General features: G+C 66.7%; 16 protein-coding genes. All 16 read left to right on the top strand.

Annotation, left to right across the window (positions count from 1 at the left end; all coding sequences use genetic code 11):
• Nucleotide 1: 1 nt before the first annotated feature.
• The 16 genes from BMX57_RS18075 to BMX57_RS18150 all read left to right on the top strand — a co-directional run bounded on the left by BMX57_RS18075 (nucleotide 2) and on the right by BMX57_RS18150 (nucleotide 18,040).
• Complete coding sequence (locus BMX57_RS18075; protein ID WP_092370613.1) at nucleotides 2-466, top strand: hypothetical protein; 465 nt, start codon at nucleotides 2-4, stop codon at nucleotides 464-466.
• Nucleotides 451-2,709: a glycosyltransferase family protein gene (locus tag BMX57_RS18080; RefSeq protein WP_229724286.1), complete on the top strand. Its 2,259-nt coding sequence runs from the start codon at nucleotides 451-453 to the stop codon at nucleotides 2,707-2,709. Before BMX57_RS18075 ends, BMX57_RS18080 begins: the two co-directional genes overlap by 16 nt.
• Before the next feature lie 311 nt (nucleotides 2,710-3,020).
• Entirely contained in the window at nucleotides 3,021-4,340 is a 1,320-nt protein-coding gene (locus tag BMX57_RS18085) for an ABC transporter substrate-binding protein (protein WP_092370616.1), read from the top strand.
• A gap of 115 nt (nucleotides 4,341-4,455) precedes the next feature.
• Complete coding sequence (locus tag BMX57_RS18090) at nucleotides 4,456-5,403, top strand: carbohydrate ABC transporter permease (RefSeq protein WP_092370619.1); 948 nt, start codon at nucleotides 4,456-4,458, stop codon at nucleotides 5,401-5,403.
• Nucleotides 5,400-6,338, top strand: a complete 939-nt coding sequence (locus BMX57_RS18095; protein WP_092370623.1) for a carbohydrate ABC transporter permease — start codon at nucleotides 5,400-5,402, stop codon at nucleotides 6,336-6,338. Before BMX57_RS18090 ends, BMX57_RS18095 begins: the two co-directional genes overlap by 4 nt.
• Nucleotides 6,335-6,646: a hypothetical protein gene (locus BMX57_RS18100; RefSeq protein WP_092370626.1), complete on the top strand. Its 312-nt coding sequence runs from the start codon at nucleotides 6,335-6,337 to the stop codon at nucleotides 6,644-6,646. Before BMX57_RS18095 ends, BMX57_RS18100 begins: the two co-directional genes overlap by 4 nt.
• The gene (locus tag BMX57_RS18105; protein ID WP_092370629.1) at nucleotides 6,646-7,743 is read left to right on the top strand and encodes an ABC transporter ATP-binding protein; all 1,098 of its coding nucleotides are present in this window, start codon (nucleotides 6,646-6,648) and stop codon (nucleotides 7,741-7,743) included. The genes BMX57_RS18100 and BMX57_RS18105 overlap by 1 nt, the downstream gene beginning before the upstream one ends.
• Entirely contained in the window at nucleotides 7,736-8,734 is a 999-nt protein-coding gene (locus BMX57_RS18110; RefSeq protein ID WP_092370632.1) for an ABC transporter ATP-binding protein, read from the top strand. The genes BMX57_RS18105 and BMX57_RS18110 overlap by 8 nt, the downstream gene beginning before the upstream one ends.
• A 14-nt stretch (nucleotides 8,735-8,748) precedes the next feature.
• A complete protein-coding gene (locus tag BMX57_RS18115) occupies nucleotides 8,749-10,371 on the top strand; it encodes a dihydroxyacetone kinase subunit DhaK (RefSeq protein WP_092370635.1) in 1,623 nt (540 codons plus the stop codon).
• 4 nt (nucleotides 10,372-10,375) lie between these two features.
• Nucleotides 10,376-11,431 carry a LacI family DNA-binding transcriptional regulator gene (locus BMX57_RS18120; protein WP_229724287.1) on the top strand — a complete coding sequence of 352 codons (1,056 nt, stop codon included), beginning with the start codon at nucleotides 10,376-10,378 and terminating at the stop codon, nucleotides 11,429-11,431.
• A gap of 23 nt (nucleotides 11,432-11,454) precedes the next feature.
• Nucleotides 11,455-12,510, top strand: coding sequence for a sugar phosphate isomerase/epimerase family protein (locus BMX57_RS18125; protein ID WP_092370638.1), 1,056 nt, complete (start codon nucleotides 11,455-11,457; stop codon nucleotides 12,508-12,510).
• Nucleotides 12,510-13,352: a sugar phosphate isomerase/epimerase family protein gene (locus tag BMX57_RS18130; RefSeq protein WP_092370641.1), complete on the top strand. Its 843-nt coding sequence runs from the start codon at nucleotides 12,510-12,512 to the stop codon at nucleotides 13,350-13,352. Before BMX57_RS18125 ends, BMX57_RS18130 begins: the two co-directional genes overlap by 1 nt.
• A 25-nt stretch (nucleotides 13,353-13,377) precedes the next feature.
• A complete protein-coding gene (locus tag BMX57_RS18135) occupies nucleotides 13,378-14,508 on the top strand; it encodes a Gfo/Idh/MocA family protein (protein ID WP_092370644.1) in 1,131 nt (376 codons plus the stop codon).
• A complete protein-coding gene (xylB, locus tag BMX57_RS18140) occupies nucleotides 14,508-15,947 on the top strand; it encodes a xylulokinase (RefSeq protein ID WP_092370647.1) in 1,440 nt (479 codons plus the stop codon). The genes BMX57_RS18135 and xylB overlap by 1 nt, the downstream gene beginning before the upstream one ends.
• Nucleotides 15,944-17,245 carry a xylose isomerase gene (gene xylA / locus BMX57_RS18145; RefSeq protein ID WP_092370650.1) on the top strand — a complete coding sequence of 434 codons (1,302 nt, stop codon included), beginning with the start codon at nucleotides 15,944-15,946 and terminating at the stop codon, nucleotides 17,243-17,245. The genes xylB and xylA overlap by 4 nt, the downstream gene beginning before the upstream one ends.
• A gap of 21 nt (nucleotides 17,246-17,266) precedes the next feature.
• Nucleotides 17,267-18,040, top strand: coding sequence for an MOSC domain-containing protein (locus BMX57_RS18150; protein WP_092370653.1), 774 nt, complete (start codon nucleotides 17,267-17,269; stop codon nucleotides 18,038-18,040).
• Nucleotides 18,041-18,101: the final 61 nt, after the last annotated feature.

An 18,101-nucleotide genomic window follows, 5' to 3' on the forward strand; every position in this document is an offset into this window, starting at 1 on the left:
CATGACACGCAGACGCATCTCCGCTTCGGCCCTTGTGCTGCCATTGATGGTGGCGGCCTGTGCCGAACCCTTGCCGCCGGTCTCGGCCTCCGACGAGATTACCCGCCTCAGGTCGCTGGGGTATTCTGTCTCTGCCCGCGGCGCAGGGGGTGATACCACGGTTCTGCGCTATTCCGGGCCGATCAACGCGTCGGTGGCCTGCGGGCAGCAGGGCCAGTACCGCACGCTGTCGCCGCGGGTCGCGGCCAGCAGCGGTGCGGTCCAGGATTTCAGGCTCAATGCCTATCTGATCCTGTCGGCTGGCGATGACGGTGTCATCAGCGGCGCCGAACGGGACGGCCTCTACGTGGTCAGCAAGATCACCCGTCCCTCGGCGCGCGCGGCGGCCTCCGAGGTGGAAACCATCACCTTCGAGCCCGGCGAGCGCGGCACCTTCCCCTCGGGCCTTTCGTGCCGGGCAACCTGACCGCCGGATCGCGGCATGTCATCGCTGACATAGCGGTCGTCGCCGATAGCCGTGTCGGTGATGTGGCCGCGCCCTGTCATGCCGCCGCGGTGCGTGCGCTGACCGAGGCGGGCTATGGTGTCATTGTCGTTCCTGTCCTCGCCGACACGATCCGCGCCGACCCCTACCGGATGGACCCCGCCATGCGGGACCTGTTGCAATCCGGCGCAGTCCGGCGCGTGGCCTCCGGGGCATCGGTCGAATGTACGCTGGCACTGGCGTTCGACGCCCGCCTGTTCGCTGCCACGCCCGAGGCCGCGCCGCGGATCCGCGCCAGTCACCGGCTTGTCACCGTCGAGCGCCCGGCGGCCCTGGCGTCTCTGGACCGGCCCGCGTTGGAGCGGGTGAGGGCACGGGCGGAAACCCTGCTGGGAGGGCCCGTCATCTGGTGTCCGACCTCGATCACCGCGCGGGACGCTCTTGTCCATGTCGCGCCGGACTGGCCCGTAACGGAACAGGACTGGCACTCGGTTGCCCCGGACCTGTCGCATGTGCGACCCGACGCGGCAGAGCGGGCGAGGCCGACCATCGGCCGCGCCCGTATCGCGCGGGCGCGGCCGGCCGCGGCCTGGCCCAGGGCGTTCCTGGCGACCCCGTTTGTCACCCTCAGGGAACGGGGCGGCGACACCGACGACGCGCCGCAATGGCCGCAGGCCGCGCCGCTGGAGCGGTGGCCGGACAGTGCGATTTCCCTGGCCGATTTCTTCGCAAGGCTGGATCTGCTGGCCAATCCGGACATCGCCCGCGATGACCCGCTGCCGGTCGAGGCGTTGATGGCCCTGTCCGCCGGCGTGGTGCCGTGCCTGCCGGAAAGCTACCGCGATCTGTTTCGCGGTGCTGCCGTCTATGGCACTGACGCGGAACTGGTCCGGGCAATCATCGACCTGAAGATGGATCCCGACCTGATGGGCGCGGCGCGGCAAAGCGGGGCGGCCCTGTTGCGGGAAGTCTTTGCGCCGGATCATTTCGTGGCACGCGTCGAGGCGCTGATCGGGCCGCCCGCGATGCAGCCCTTTGCCCCGGCGGTGCATGCCGAGCCGTCGGCGCGCGTGCTCTTCTACTCGACCAACGGCATCGGAATGGGCCACCTGACCCGGCAGCTGGCCGTGGCGCGGCGGTTGCCGGAACGGGTGCAGCCGGTCTTTGTCAGCCATTCCCGCGCCGTGGCCATCGTGCGCGGGTTGGGGTTCGTGGCCGAGCATTTGCCGTATCACGCGGCCTATGGCCAGGCGCGGGCGCATTGGAATGTCCATCTGTCGCAGGCGCTGACCGCCGCCTTTGCGTTCTACCGGCCGCAGGCCATCGTGTTTGACGGCAACGTGCCCTTCAGGGGATTGCTGGAGGCACTGTCGAACCGGCCCGGTATGGCATCGGTCTGGATCCGCCGGGCGATGTGGGGGCCGGGCCGGGATCTCGAGGCGCTGGACCGCGCCCGGGCGTTCGACCTTGTGATCGAGCCGCGGGATCCGGCCTGGTCCCGCGACACCGGGCCGACCGTTGCGCGCGAGGCGGATGTGCGCCTGGTGCCGCCGGTCCGCATCCTGGATCGCGACGAAATGCCAAGCCGGGCCGAGGCCTGCGCTGCGCTGGGCCTGGACCCTGCCGCGACCAACCTGCTGGTCGCCACCGGGTCGGGCAACAATTTCGACATGGCCGCCGTTACAAGACGCGTCATCGAGAGGCTGCAGGGCCGCGCCGGGCTGGGGCTGGCCGTCGCCGAATGGCAGATCGCGCAGGACCGGATGGAACTGCCACAGGGTGTCGCGCGCCTGACCGGGTTCCCGTTCGCACAATACCTGCCGGCCTTCGACGCGGCCGTCGCGACCCCCGGCTACAACACGTTCTGCGAGCATCTGGCGTGTGGCCTGCCGACGCTCTGGCTGCCCAACGAGCATGCCCAGATGGACCGCCAGATCGATCGTGCGCGGTTCGCCGTCGAGTCCCGCATCGGCCTCATGCTGCGCCACGACGCGCCCTTCGGCGTGAGCGAGGCGCTTGACCGGTTGCTCGACCCCGATCAACGGGCCGGCATGGCCGAGGCCGGCACCACGCTGGCGGCAACATGCATGACCCGCAACGGGGCAGGCGATATCGCGGATATCGTCGCCGACCTCGCCGTGTCGACCATTGCGCGGCTGCATGCGGCGGACGGGACCGAGCATGCAAACCCACCGATCCAGCCTGCAGCGGCACCGGCCGGTTGACGCCGCTTTGCCGGCGTTCGACGGGGCGGGCGATTCCGGCATCCAGATTCGCACCCGCCACGCCGCAAGGGCTGTCCGAGTCCGTCGGGGAATCAACTTGGGCGGGCAGGGTGAATGATTCGCCCGGGCGAAGAAGTGTATCAATGGAAAGCCGTTAATCTGTTATATTTCAGGTAACTGGGGGTCAAAATTAAACCACATTGTAACCAAAATGATGTTCGTACCTCAGGAATTTCTTGACCTGATGTACGTAACTCACCTAGCGTTTCGCCAAGGGCGCGTGGGAGATGCGTCCAGACAGGGAGGACGTTATGAAGAAGCTGAATGCCGCCGCCATCGGTGCGGTGCTGATGGGCTCTGTGAGCGCGCCGACGCTGGCCGCCGCAGAGAACCTGACACTTTGCTGGGCCGCCTGGGATCCGGCGAATGCCTTGGTCGAACTGTCCAAGGAATTCGAGGCCGAGTCCGGCCATACGATGAATTTCGAATTCGTGCCCTGGCCCAATTTCGCGGACCGGATGCTGAACGAGCTGAACTCGGGCGGCAAGCTCTGCGACCTCCTGATCGGCGACAGCCAGTGGATCGGCGGCGGTGCCGAGAACGGGCATTACGTCAAGCTGAACGACTTCTTCGACGCCGAAGGCATCAGCATGGACGATTTCGCCCCTGCGACGGTCTATGCCTATTCCACGTGGCCCAAGGGCACGCCCAACTACTATGCGCTGCCGGCGATGGGCGACGCGAACGCCTGGTTCTATCGCAGGGACTGGTTCGAGCGCGACGACATCAAGGCTGCCTACAAGGAAGCCACGGGCCAGGAGCTGCGCGAGCCGCAATCGCAGAAGGAAATGCTGCAGATCGCGCAATTCTTCCAGGAGCGCGAGATCGACGGCAAGACCGTCTATGGCGCCGCGATCTTCACCGAGCGCGGCTCGGAGGGGATCACGATGGGTGTCACCTCGGCCCTGTACCCGTGGGGGTTCAAGTACGAGAACACGCCGGGATCCTACGACATGGACGGTGCGGTGAACTCGCCCGAGGCGGTCGAGGCGCTGGAATTCTACAAGGAGTTCTACGAGACTGCGACGCCGCCGGGATACACCAATTCCTACATGGGCGAGTCGCTGGACGCGTTCAAATCCGGCCAGGTCGCGATGGCGATGAACTGGTTCGCGTTCTTCCCGGGCCTCTATGCAGATCCGAATACCGGCGGCGACAAGATCGGCTTTTTCGTGAACCCGCCGCAGAACCAGGAAGGTTCGACCCTGGGCGGGCAGGGCATTTCGGTCGTGTCCTATTCCGACAAGCAGGACGCCGCGCTGGAATACATCAAGTGGTTCGCCCAGCCCGAGGTGCAGGCCAAGTGGTGGGAGCTTGGCGGCTACTCGGCGCATAACTCGGTTCTGAACGACCCAGGCTTCACCGACAGCGCGCCATTTGCCGGCGACTTCCTCGAGGCGATGGGCGCGGTGCAGGATTTCTGGCAGGAGCCGGCCTATGCCGAGTTGCTGCTGGCCATGCAGAAGCGCGTCCACGACTACGTGGTGGCCGATCAGGGCACTGCGCAGGAGGCCCTCGACAAGCTGATCGAGGACTGGACGGAAGTCTTCGAGGACGAAGGCAAGCTCTGAGCCATGTCTTCCGGTCGGGTCCGGACGTCCGGGCCCGACACCCCATCCGGCGCGCGGCGGTTCAAGCCGATGAACGCCGTCCGCATCCGAAATCGGACCAGACCGGGCAGGACCAATGTCAAACGGCACAATGGATCGCGTTGCTTCGGCAACCCCCCCTCGAGTTGCGCGCAAGGTCCGGGGCCTGTCGGATCGCGCGATCGCCTGGATCTTCGTGGCCCCCACGATCTTTCTGCTGCTGGCGATCAACATCTTTCCGCTGATCTGGACGATCCAGCTGAGCTTTACCGACTACAAGGCCAACCGCATCGGTCGCGAGGTCAAGAATATCGGCCTGCGCAATTACGAGCGCATCCTGACCGACACCGATATCTGGCTGAACATGCAGGCCACGGCGCATTTCCTGTTCTGGACGATCTTCTTCCAGGTGCTGATCGGGTTCACGCTGGCCTGGTTGATCAACCGAAAATTCAAAGGCAACGACCTGTGGACCACCATCATCGTTCTGCCGATGATGCTGTCGCCGGCGGTGGTCGGGAATTTCTGGAAATTCCTGTACCAACCGCAGATCGGGCTGTTCAACTACATCGTCGCCTTCTTCACCGGCAAGGAGCCGTCGAGCTTCGAGATGCTGGGGTCGGTGCAGTTGGCGCCCTGGTCGATCGTGATCGTCGACACCTGGATGTGGACGCCTTTCGTGATGCTGATCTGCCTCGCCGGGCTGCGCTCGATACCGGATTACATCTACGAGGCCGCCGAGATCGACCGCGCGTCGAAGCTCCGGCAGTTTTTTACCATAACCATTCCGATGGTGCTGCCCTTCCTGATGCTGGCGGTGCTGTTCCGGGGCATCGAGAATTTCAAGATGTTCGACCTGGTGGTGCAGCTGACCGGCGGCGGGCCCGGATCGACGACCGAGCTGACCTCGATCAACCTCAAGCGTGAGGCGTTCGAAAAGTGGCGCACCGGCTATGCCTCGGCCTATGCGATCATCCTGTTCGTGACGGTGTTCGGGCTGGCCAGCATCTACGTGAAGGCCCTCAACAAGGTGAAAGAGAGATGAGCAGCTTTTCCATCACCGAACCGTCGGGCCGGTCCAAGTGGTTCGCCGGCACGCTGGTCGTCCTCTATGCGCTGATCACCATGGTGCCGCTGGTCTGGATCATGCTGACCGGGTTCAAGTCGCCGGCCGACGCCATCAGCTATCCGCCCAAGGTGGTGTTCGACCCCACGCTGGAAGGCTACGTCAACCTGTTCACCACACGCACGCGCCAGACCCAGGACTTCCTGGCCGAAAACCCGCCCGTGACCTGGGCCGACGAGATCGTCCGCCAGTATGACATGGTGATCGTCGGGCCGTCGAAATTCGGCGAGCGCTTCATGAACTCGGTCATCATCGGGTTCGGCTCGACCTTTCTGTCGGTCTTTCTGGGCACGCTGGCGGCCTATGCGTTCAGCCGCTTCAAGATCCCGCTGGCCGACGACCTGCTGTTCTTCATCCTCAGCACGCGGATGATGCCACCCATCGCCGTCGCCATCCCGATCTTCCTGATGTATCGGCAGCTGGGGCTGTCGGACACCCATCTGGGCATGATCCTGCTCTACACCGCGGTCAATATCAGCCTGGCGGTGTGGCTGCTCAAGGGTTTCATCGACGAGATCCCGCGCGAATACGAAGAGGCGGCGCTGATCGACGGCTACACGCGGTTCCAGGCGTTCTACAAGGTGGTCCTGCCGCAGGCGGCGACGGGCATCGCCTCGACCGCGATCTTCTGCCTGATCTTCGCCTGGAACGAATATGCCTTCGCTGTGCTGCTGACCTCGGCCACGGCGCAGACGGCGCCACCCTTCATTCCGACCATCATCGGCATCGGCGGCCTGGACTGGCCCGCGGTGGCCGCCGGCGCCACGATCTTCCTGCTGCCGGTCATGGTCTTCACCATCCTGCTGCGCAAGCACCTGCTGCGCGGGATCACATTCGGAGCGGTGCGGAAATGAGCAACTCGCCATTTGACCCCGACAAGAGCCTGACCGAGGCCCAGCTGGAACGCGAGCGCGCCGGTGCTCCCAGGCCCGTCGTCGAAGACACCAGCGGCGATCCCGACGAAGGTTATCGCGCCCATCCCGCCGCGCGCATCTTCGTGCGCGGCCCGTGGGAGATGGCCGCCACCATCATCATCGCGGTGGGGGTGTTCATGCTGATGCAGCCCTTCGTGATGTGGGCCTACACCTATTCCTTCTTCGTGACGCTGATCGGGACGGTGATGTTCATCGTTGTCAGCCACTTTCCCGAGGGGCGCGACTGATGGCCGAGATCGTGATCCGGAACGTGCGCAAGGAGTTCGGCGATTTCGTCGCCGTCCGCGAAAGCTCGTTCACCATCGAGGATGGCGAGTTCTTCATGCTGCTGGGGCCGTCGGGCTGCGGCAAGACGACGACGCTGAGAATGATCGCGGGGCTGGAGCTGCCGACTTCGGGCGAGATCTATCTCGACGGCGAGGAGATCAGCCAGCGCCCGCCCTCGCAGAGGGACATCGCCTTCGTGTTCCAGATGTTCGCGCTCTACCCGCATTTGAACGTGCGCAAGAATATCTCGTATCCGCTGGTCTCGCAGGGGATGCCCCGGGCGCAGGTGCGCGAGAAGGTGGCCGAGGTGGCGCGGATCCTGGGGATCGAGGACATTCTCAACCGGCCGGTGGGCGGCCTCTCGGGCGGCGACCGGCAGCGCGTGGCGCTGGGGCGGGCCATCGTGCGCGAGCCCAAGGCCTTCATGATGGACGAGCCCCTGGGCGCGCTGGACGCCGAGTTCCGCGAGCACATGGCCGAGGAGCTGCGCGCCCTGCATGACCGGATGGGGGCCACGACCGTCTATGTCACCCATGATCAGCTCGAGGCGATGCAGATGGGCGACAAGATCGTGGTGATGAACAATGCCGTGGTCGAGCAGTTCGGCCCGCCGCAGGAGATCTATGACAAGCCCGCGACCATGTTCGTGGCCGATTTCATCGGCTCGCCGCCGATGAACTTCCTGGATTTCTCGGGCAAGCTCGCGCCCGGAGCCAGCCGCGTCAAACTGAACGGCCAGGCCTTTGACGTGCCCGCGCTGCGCGAGGGCGCGCAGGGCGACCTGGTCTTTGGCGTCCGGCCCGAGCATGTGCGGCTGTCCGACGATGGCGCCTATCGCGGCAAGGTTCTGGCTACCGAGTATCTGGGCACGACCCAGATCCTGACCATCGAAACGCCCAACGGCGTGCTCAAGGCGCGGACCGGCGCGGAAAAGCCGGTCCGGGTCGGCGACACGCCGGCGCTGAGCTTTGTCGGCGAGACGGTGTCGCTCTTCGAGCGCAACAGCGGGCGGGCGCTGCGATCGGCGCTGAACGAGGGGGTGCTGGCCGATGGCTGACGTGCAGCTGAGAAACGTGTCCAAGGCGTTCGGCCGCACCCGCGCGGTGATCGACATGGACCTGACGGTGCCCGACGGCTCTTTTGTCGTGTTGCTGGGGCCGACCGGCGCGGGCAAGACCACGACGCTGCGCCTGATCGCGGGGCTGGAAAAGGCCGATGCCGGGGATATCGAGATCGGAGGACGCCGGGTGAACACCGACACGCCCGCGCAGCGCGATGTGGCGATGGTGTTCCAGCAATACTCGCTCTACCCGCATATGAGCGTGCGCGACAACCTGGCCTTTCCGCTGCGCTCGCCGATCCTGAACACGCCCGAGGCCGAGATTACCCGCAAGGTGCAGGAGGTGGCCGAGGTTCTGCACATCCCGCACAAGCTGGACAACAAGGCCACGGAGCTGTCGGGCGGCGAGATGCAGCGGGTCTCGATCGGCCGGGCGCTGGTGCGGGATCCCGCGATCTACCTGATGGACGAGCCGCTCAGCTCGCTGGACGCCAAGCTGCGGGCCGATCTGCGGATCGAGCTGAAGCGGATCCATGCCGAGCTGGCCGCGACCCTGCTCTATGTGACGCATGACCAGATCGAGGCGATGACGATGGCCAGCCATGTGGGCGTCCTCGACCGGGGCCGGCTGGTGCAGTTCGGCACCCCGCGCGAGATCTACGAGAACCCGCGCACGACCTATGTAGCAGCACGGCTGGGCCAGCCGCGGATCAACCTTCTGCCTGTCGGCCTGCTGGGCGAGGCGGCGCCGGAGGGCGCGCAGCGCGTGGGCCTGCGGCCCGAGAATATCCGCCACGGGGCGGGGCGGGACGCCACCGTGGTGCGCGTCGAGCACCTGGGCGACCAGACCCGGCTGCATCTGAAGTTGGCGGATCACGATGTGATCACCCTGGCCGATCCCCATACCCCGCTGTCACCGGGCGAGACCATCCAGATCGCCGCCCACAACCCGCTGTTCTTCGACGCCCGGGGCGCACGCATCACCTGAGGGAGCAACTTGTCATGGCGCAGTTTGTGAATCGAAAGGACGACCTGGTCAAAGAGGCCATCGACGGCCTGCTGGCCTGTTCCGGCGGGGCCTTGGCGCGGCTGGACGGCTATCCGCATATCAAGGTCGTCTACCGGGCCGATTGGGACCGGTCGCGGGTTGCGCTGATTTCCGGCGGCGGATCGGGGCACGAGCCGGCTCATGCCGGGTTCGTCGGGCCGGGCATGCTGACCGCCGCGGTCTGTGGTGAGATCTTCGCCTCGCCCTCGGTCGACGCGGTTCTGGCCGGGATCCTGGCCGTCACCGGCCCCGAGGGCTGCCTGCTGATCGTCAAGAATTATACCGGCGACCGGTTGAACTTCGGCCTGGCGGCGGAGCGCGCCCGCGCGCTGGGACGCAAGGTCGAGATGGTGGTTGTCGATGACGACATCGCGCTGCCGGACCTGCCGCAGCCGCGCGGCGTCGCCGGCACGCTTTTCGTGCACAAGATTGCAGGCGCGCTGGCCGAGTCCGGCAAGCCGCTGGAGGAGGTGGCCGCGGCGGCGCGGCGGGTGATCACCAGCGTGGCCTCAATCGGCAAGAGCCTCGACACCTGCACCGTACCCGGCTCACCCAAGGAGAGCCGCATTCCCGCCGGCAAGGCCGAGCTGGGCCTGGGCATCCACGGCGAGCCGGGTGTCGAGCAGGTCGATTTCTCGGGCGCGGCCGACGCGATGCGGATCGTGCTGGACAAGTTGCGGCCCCATGCCGCTGGCGGCTCCTGCGTCGCGCTGGTCAACAACCTCGGATCCACCACCCCGCTTGAGATGTCGGTGCTGTGCCATGCGCTGGCGGGCGCGGGGATCGCCTCGCATGTCATCGGGCCGGCGCCGATGATGACTTCGCTGGACATGCACGGCTTCTCCGTGTCGCTGCTGCCGGCCGAGCCGGCGGAGTTGGACGCCCTGGCCGCACCGGTACCGATGGCCGCCTGGCCGGGGCTGCACCCGCTGGGCGCGGTGCAGGCCACGCCGCTGCCCGATGGCCTGACCCCGATCGAGCCCATTCCGTCGGCCAACGACCGCACCCGCGCGACGATCGAGCATGTCGCCGACCTGCTGATCGGGGCGGAGACCGCCTTGAACGAACTGGACGCGAAATCCGGCGATGGCGATACCGGCAGCACCCTGGCCACCGCCGCTCGGGCGCTCAAAGGCAGCCTCGACCGGATGCCGCTGGCCGATCTGACACAGCTCTTCCCGGCGCTGGGCAACGAGTTGAGCCAGACGATGGGCGGATCCTCGGGCGTGATCCTGGCGATTTATTTCAATGCCGCCGGCGATGCCTGCGCCAATGGCGCCACTGTCGAGGGCGCGTTGCGCGAGGGCCTGCGCCGCGTGAGCGAGGTCGGCGGTGCGCAACCCGGGGACCGGACCATGATCGACGCGCTGGCGCCGGCGCTGGAGGCGCTGGAGCGCGGCCTGGTCGAGGCGTCGGCGGCAGCGCGCGCAGGGGCCGACGCGACGGCCGATATCCACACGGCCAAGGCGGGCCGAGCGGCCTATGTGCCGTCTGACAACCTCAGGGGCCACAACGATCCCGGCGCCGAGGCCGTGGCGCTGGTCTTCGAAGGTCTGGCCAGCGCGCCAAGAGGGTAAGAGATTGCGCGACCGCCATCTGACATCCGAGAAGAAGCCCACGGTCAACGACATCGCCCGGGTCGCCGGGGTGTCGCTTGCCACCGTGGACAGGGTGTTGAACGCGCGTCCCGGCGTGCGGTCGGTGACCATCGAAAAGGTCAACGAGGCGATTGCCGAACTGGGCTATGTGCGCGACACGGCGGCAGCGAATCTCGCCCGCAAAAGGCTTTACCGGCTGTTGTTCATCCTGCCGGACACAGCCAATGAATTCGTGGTCGCCCTGAAGGCCGCCATCGCCGAGCAGGGCGCGAAACTGCATCACCAGCGCACGACGCTGGATGCGCTGTCGGTTCCGCCCTTCGATCCGCAGGCCATCGTCGACGCGCTGGACGGGCTGGATGCCGCGCGCATCGACGGCGTGGCGGTGTTCGGACCCGAGACGCCTTCGGTCCGTGACGCGGTGCGGCGCACCCGCGCGCGCGGCATCGCCGTGGTCGCCTTCGTCTCGGACCTGCCCAGTTCCGACCGGGACCATTTCGTCGGCATCGACAACATCGCGGCGGGGCGGACGGCGGCCAAGCTGATGGGGCGGTTCGTGCGCGGCAAGGGACGGATCCTGGTCATCACCGGCTCGCGCCTGGCGCGGGACCACCTGGAACGGCGCACCGGGTTCGACGCGGTGATGAGCCGCGAGTTTCCCCATCTGGAGGTGATGGCCTCGATCGAGGGGCGTGACGATCCCGATCTGATCCGGCAGATGCTGCCCGACGTGTTCGACGCCTATCCCGACATCCGCGGCATCTACTCGTCGGCGGCCGGAAATCCCGGCCTGATCCGGTTTCTCGACGCGGCCGGCCCGCATGACGACCTGGTGGTGATCGCGCATGAATTGACCGCCGCGTCGCGCGCGGCGCTGGAGCGCGGTGTGTTCGACGCGATCATCTCGCAGGACACCGGGCACCTGGTGCGGTCGGCCACGCGGCTGCTGAAGGCCACCGCCGACCGGGTGCCCTTCGACGACACCCAGGAACGCATACGCATCGACATCTACCTGCGGGAGAACATGCCCGCGGCCTAACCTGATTTTGGGAGGATCAGACCATGAAGACCATCAAGGGACCGGCGCTTTTCCTGGCGCAGTTCGCCGGCGACGACGCGCCGTTCAATTCCTGGGACGCGATCACGAAATGGGCCGCCGATTGCGGCTACAAGGGCGTACAACTGCCCAGCTGGGACGGACGGCTGTTCGATCTGGCCAAGGCCGCCGAAAGCAAGACCTATTGCGACGAGATCAAGGGCCAGGCCGCTTCCAACGGGGTCGAGGTGACGGAACTGTCGACCCACCTGCAGGGACAGCTGGTCGCGGTGCATCCCGCCTATGACGCCGCGTTCGACGGGTTCGCCGACCCGTCGGTGCATGGCAATCCCAAGGCGCGGCAGGAATGGGCGGTGGATCAGGTGCACAAGGCGATTTCGGCCTCGGCCAACATGGGCATCCGCGATCACGTCACCTTCTCGGGCGCGCTGGCCTGGCCCTATGTCTATCCGTGGCCGCAGCGTCCGGCCGGGCTGATCGAAACGGCCTTTGACGAACTGGCTGCGCGCTGGCGCCCGCTGCTGGACCATGCCGAGGAAAACGGCGTGAACATCTGCTACGAGATCCATCCCGGCGAGGATCTGCACGACGGCGTCACCTTCGAGATGTTTCTGGAGCGGGTCGACAACCACGCGCGCTGCAACATGCTCTACGATCCCAGCCACTACGTCCTGCAATGCCTCGATTACCTTGACAATATCGACATCTACAAGGACCGCATCAAGATGTTCCACGTCAAGGATGCCGAGTTCAATCCGACGGGGCGGCAGGGCGTCTATTCCGGTTACCAGTCCTGGGTCGATCGCGCCGGGCGGTTCCGCTCGCTGGGGGACGGGCAGGTCGATTTCGGCGCCGTGTTCTCGAAGATGGCGGCAATCGATTTCGACGGCTGGGCGGTTGTCGAATGGGAATGCTGCCTGAAACACCCCGAGGACGGCGCGCGCGAGGGCGCGCAGTTCGTCTCGGACCACATCATCCGCGTCACCGAGCGCGCGTTTGACGATTTCGCCGATGGCGGCACCGACGAGGCCGCCAACCGCAAAATGCTGGGGATCGGGTGATGCTGGCCGGCTTCAACCTGCTTTTGTGGACCACGCATCTGACCGACGATCTGCTGGGGCAATGCGCGGCGATCAAGGCGGCGGGCTATGACGGGGTCGAGGTTCCGGTCTTCGAGGGCGATCCGGCGCATTATGCTTCACTCGCCCGCAAGCTGGACGATCTGGGCCTGCGGCGCACGGCCGTGGGCGTGGTGCAGTCGCCCGAAGCCAATCCGATGGCCGCCGAGGCCCGCCACCGACAGGCGGGCGTCGATCACCTGAACTGGATGGTCGATTGCTGCGCGGCACTGGGCGCCGAGGTGTTGTGCGGGCCGTTCCACCAGCCGCTCGCGACGTTCTCCGGCACCGGGCCCACCGGGCAGGAGCTGGCGCATCTGGCCGAGGCGCATCGCGCGATGGCCGCCCATGCCGAGGGCAGTGGCGTGGCGCTTTCGGTCGAGCCGCTGAACCGGTTCGAGTGCTATGCCCTGAACACGCTGGAGCAGTCCTCGGACCTGGTGGCGGCGGTGGGGGCCGAGGGCTACGGCTGCCTCTTCGACACGTTCCACGCCAATATCGAGGAGAAGGACGTGGGCGCGGCCATCCACGCTGCCGGATCGGCCATCAACCATGTCCATTTCTCCGAGAACGACCGCGGCACGCCCGGCGCCGGCCATGTCGATTTTGCCGAGGCCAGTGCCGCGCTCAAGGCGGTCGGCTATGACGGCTGGATCGTGATCGAGGCCTTCGGCCAGGCCCTGCCGGATCTCGCGGCGGCGACGCGGGTCTGGCGCCCGCTTTTCGGCCACGAGGACGAGGTCGTCGCGGCCGGAATCGACGTAATTCGCAGAAACTGGGGCTGACACGGCCCGAACCGGAGGATCACGGATGTCACGGATCAGATTGGGAATGGTGGGCGGCGGCAACGACGCCTTCATCGGCGGCGTTCACCGCATCGCCTCGCGCATCGACGACAGGTACGAGCTGGTGGCCGGTGCGCTCAGCTCGACGCCCGAAAAGTCGCGGGCCAGCGGCGAGGCGCTGGGCCTGCCGCGGGTCTATGACGACTACAAGCAGATGGCGCAGCGCGAGGCGCGGCGCAAGGACGGGATCGAGGCGGTGTCGATCGTCACCCCGAACCATGTCCACTACCAGGCGGCACGCGAGTTTCTCAAGCGCGGCATCCACGTGATCTGCGACAAGCCGCTGACCTCGACCCTGGCGGATGCCAAGAAACTGGTGAAGGCGGCGGAATCGTCGGATGCGCTGTTCATCCTGACCCACAACTACACCGGTTATCCGATGGTCCGGCAGGCCCGTGGCATGGTCGCCGGCGGCGAGATCGGCGCCGTGCGCGTCGTGCAGGTCGAATACCCGCAGGACTGGCTCAGCGTCGAGCAGGATTTCAAGCAGGCGGCCTGGCGCACCGACCCGAACCAGTCGGGCGCGGGGGGATCGACCGGCGATATCGGCACGCATGCCTTCAACCTGGCCTGTTTCGTGACCGGTCTCGAGGTCGAGAGCCTGTGTGCCGACATCCAGGCCTTTGTTCCTGGGCGCCAGGTGGACGACAATGCCCATGTGATGCTGCGTTTCTCCGGCGGTGCGCGCGGGATGCTGTGGTGCAGCCAGGTCGCGCCGGGCAACGAGAACGCGCTCAAGCTGCGGGTCTATGGCGAGAAGGGCGGCCTGGAATGGGCGCAGGAGGATCCAAACTACCTCTGGTTCACGCCGTTCGGCGAGCCCAAACGCCTGATCACCCGCAACGGCGCCGGCGCCGGAGAGGCTGCGGCCCGTGTCAGCCGGGTGCCGCCGGGCCACCCCGAGGGTTATCTGGAGGGGTTCGCCAACATCTATTCCGAAGCGGCCGAGGCGATCGTCGCCGCCCGTGACGGCCGGCCTGCGCCGGACGGTGTGCTTTATCCCACGATCTCGGACGGGTTGAAGGGGGTGCAATTCGTCTCGGCCTGCGTGAAGTCCTCGGGCCGCGATGCGGCCTGGGTCAGGCTGGACCACTGATGTTCCTGGGGCTGGATCTGGGCACCTCGGGTGTCAAGGCGCTGCTGGTGGGCGAGGATCAATCCGTCGTCGGCGATGCCAGCGCAGACCTCACCGTGGCGCGCCCACATGCCGGATGGTCCGAACAGGATCCGGCCGACTGGCTTGCGGCGACGCGACAGGCGCTGGCCGCTCTTTCCGCGGAGCATGACCTTTCCGCGGTCCGCGGGATCGGCCTTTCCGGCCAGATGCATGGCGCCACGTTGCTGGATGCTTCCGACAGGGTGCTGCGGCCCTGCATCCTGTGGAATGACACCCGCGCCCATGCCGAGGCCGCGCGTCTCGATAGCGATCCGCAATTTCGCGCGCTGACCGGCAATATCGTCTTTCCCGGCTTCACCGCGCCGAAACTGCTGTGGTGCCGGGAGCATGAGCCCGAGGTCTTTGCGCAGGTGGCCAAAGTCTTGCTGCCCAAGGATTACCTGCGCCTGTGGCTGACCGGCGAGCACGTATCCGAGATGTCGGATGCCGCCGGGACCAGTTGGCTCGACACCGGGCGGCGCGAATGGTCGGATGCGCTGCTCGCGGCCACCGGCCTGGGGCGCGATCACATGCCGGCGCTGGTCGAAGGCAGCGAGGCCTCGGGCGGATTGCGCCCAGAGGTCGCCTCGGATCTGGGCCTTCCCGCCGGTATCCCGGTCGCCGGGGGCGCCGGCGACAATGCCGCCTCGGCCGTGGGCGCGGGGGTCGTCCGGGCGGGCGACGGTTTCGTGTCGCTGGGCACATCCGGCGTACTCTTTGCCGCCAATGACGGCTATGCGCCCGACCCCGAATCCGCCCTTCACACGTTCTGCCATGCGCTGCCCGGGCGCTGGCACCAGATGGGGGTGATCCTCTCGGCAACCGACGCGCTGGCCTGGTTCGGTCGGTTGGTCGGCGCGGACCCGGCGGCACTGACCGGATCCCTGGGGGCGCTTCAGCCCCCGGGGCGGAGCATGTTCCTGCCCTATCTGGGCGGCGAGCGGACGCCGCATAACGACGCGCGGATCCGGGCGACATTCCTCGGGCTGGAGCATGCCACCGACACCGCCGCCGCGACCCGCGCGGTGCTCGAAGGGGTCGCGTTCGCCTTTCGCGACAGCCTGGAGGCCATGCACGCGACGGGAACCAGGATTCCGCGTGTGATCGCGCTGGGCGGCGGGGCGCGGTCGGATTACTGGCTTAATGTCATCGCCACGGTCCTGGGCCTGCCCGTCGACATTCCCCGCAAGGGCGAGTTCGGCGCGGCCTTCGGCGCCGCGCGCCTGGGAATGATGGCCGCAGAACAGGGCGGGGCAGAGCTTGCCACGCCCCCCGAGATCGCCCGGCAGATCGCCCCCGACACGGCGCTGACCGATGCCTTCGACGACGCCTATCACCGCTATCGCACCGCCTATGGCGCACTCAAGGAGCTGTCATGACAGAGTTTTTCAAAGGTATCCCGCCGATCCGATACGAGGGTCCCGACAGCGGCAACGAGTTCGCCTACCGTCACTACGACCCCGACGAGAAGGTCATGGGCAAGCGGCTGGAGGACCATCTGCGCTTTGCCGTCGCGTGGTGGCACAGTTTCGCCTGGCCCGGCGGCGACCCCTTTGGCGGGCAGACCTTCGACCGGCCCTGGTTCGGCGACACGATGGAGCTTGCGCGGATGAAGGCGGACGTGGCGTTCGAGCTGTTTGCGCTGCTGGGCCAGCCCTTTTTCTGCTTCCACGATGCCGATGTGCGCCCCGAAGGCGCGGATTTCGCCGAGACGACCCGCAACCTGGAGGAGATCGTCGACTATATCGGCGCCAAGATCGAGGCCGGCGGCCCCCGGCTGCTCTGGGGCACGGCCAACCTGTTCACGCACAGGCGGTTCATGTCCGGCGCGGCCACCAACCCGGATCCGGATGTGTTCGCCTATTCGGCGGCCACGGTAAAGACCTGCATGGACGCCACGCACCGGCTGGGCGGCGAGAACTATGTCCTGTGGGGCGGGCGCGAGGGGTATGAGACCCTTCTGAACACCGACCTGCGGCGCGAGCGGGACCAGGCCGGGCGGTTCCTGCAAATGGTCGTCGACTACAAGCACAAGATCGGGTTCAAGGGCGCAATCCTGGTCGAACCCAAGCCGCAGGAGCCGACCAAGCACCAGTATGATTACGACGTGGCCACGGTCTACGGCTTTCTTCAGGAATTCGGCCTGGAGACCGAAGTTAAGATGAACATCGAACAGGGCCACGCGATCCTGGCCGGCCATTCCTTTGAGCATGAACTGGCGATGGCGGCGGGGTTCGGTATCCTGGGATCCATCGACATGAACCGGAACGACTATCAGTCGGGCTGGGACACCGACCAGTTTCCCAACAACGTGCCCGAGGTGGCGCTGGCCTATTACGAGATCCTCAGGGCAGGGGGCTTCACCACCGGCGGCACGAATTTCGACGCCAAGCTGCGCCGGCAGTCGCTGGGTCCCGCGGACCTGGTGCTGGCGCATGTGGGCGCGATGGATGTCTGCGCGCGCGGGCTCAAGGCGGCGGCGCGGATGCTGCAGGATGGCGCGCTGGAACGGGCGCGCGAGGAACGCTATGCCGGATGGCAGAGCAGCTCGGCAAAGGCCCTGCTGCAAGGCGGGCTGGAGGCGTGTTTCGATCACGTCACCCGGAACGCCCTTGCGCCCGAGCCGCGATCCGGCGGGCAGGAGAGGCTGGAGAACCTGGTCAACAGGTTCGTCTGAGCGCAAACCGGCGGGGCCGTCATGCAGGCAGAGATCCGAGAGCTGTTCCACTACCCGGTCAAGGGCCTGAGCGCGCAGTCCCTGGAGGTGGTGGACCTGCTGCCGGGGCAGGGGTTTCCGCTGGACCGGGCCTTTGGCTTTGCCCGGCCCGGCAGCGGCTTCGACCCGCAGAACCCCAGGCCGCTTCCCAAGTCGAAATTCGTGGTCCTGGCGCAGGAGGCGGCGTTGGCCCGGTTGCGCACGCGATATGACCCGGACGAGATGCGGCTGATGATCGGCAGGAGCGGGGAGGAGGTGTCATTCGACATCGCAACGCCCGAAGGTCGGCATGCCGCCTCCGCCTGGCTGGCCGAGGATCTGGGCCTGCCGGCGGATATGGCGCCCACGCTGCATTCGGCCGGGCCGCACAAGTTCACCGATGTCTCGGTCGTGTCGCCATCGCTGATGAACGCCGTCTCGCTGATCAACCTCGACAGCGTGGCGGACCTTGCCGCGCGGACGGGGCAGGATCTCAGCCCGGCGCGGTTTCGTGCCAACATCCTGTTTTCCGGCCTGCCGCCCTTTGCCGAGCTTGACTGGATCGGGCGCATATTGGCCATCGGCTCCGTCCGGCTGGAGGTCGTGATGCGCACCAAGCGCTGCCCTGCGACCGAGGTGAACCCCCGGACGGCGGAGCGCGACATCGACGTCCCCGCGCTGCTGAAAGGGCAGTTCGGCCATTCCGACATGGGCGTCTATGCCGAGGTCCGGCAGGGCGGGCGGATCCGCAGGGGCGACGGCCTGACGCTTGTCTGATCGGCGCCGGAGCACTGCCTTCCCTTAGGGCAAGGCATTGTCACCGGTGACAGACCTGCTA

This window comes from Cribrihabitans marinus (assembly GCF_900109035.1).
GTDB classification, from domain to species: Bacteria; Pseudomonadota; Alphaproteobacteria; order Rhodobacterales; family Rhodobacteraceae; genus Cribrihabitans; species Cribrihabitans marinus.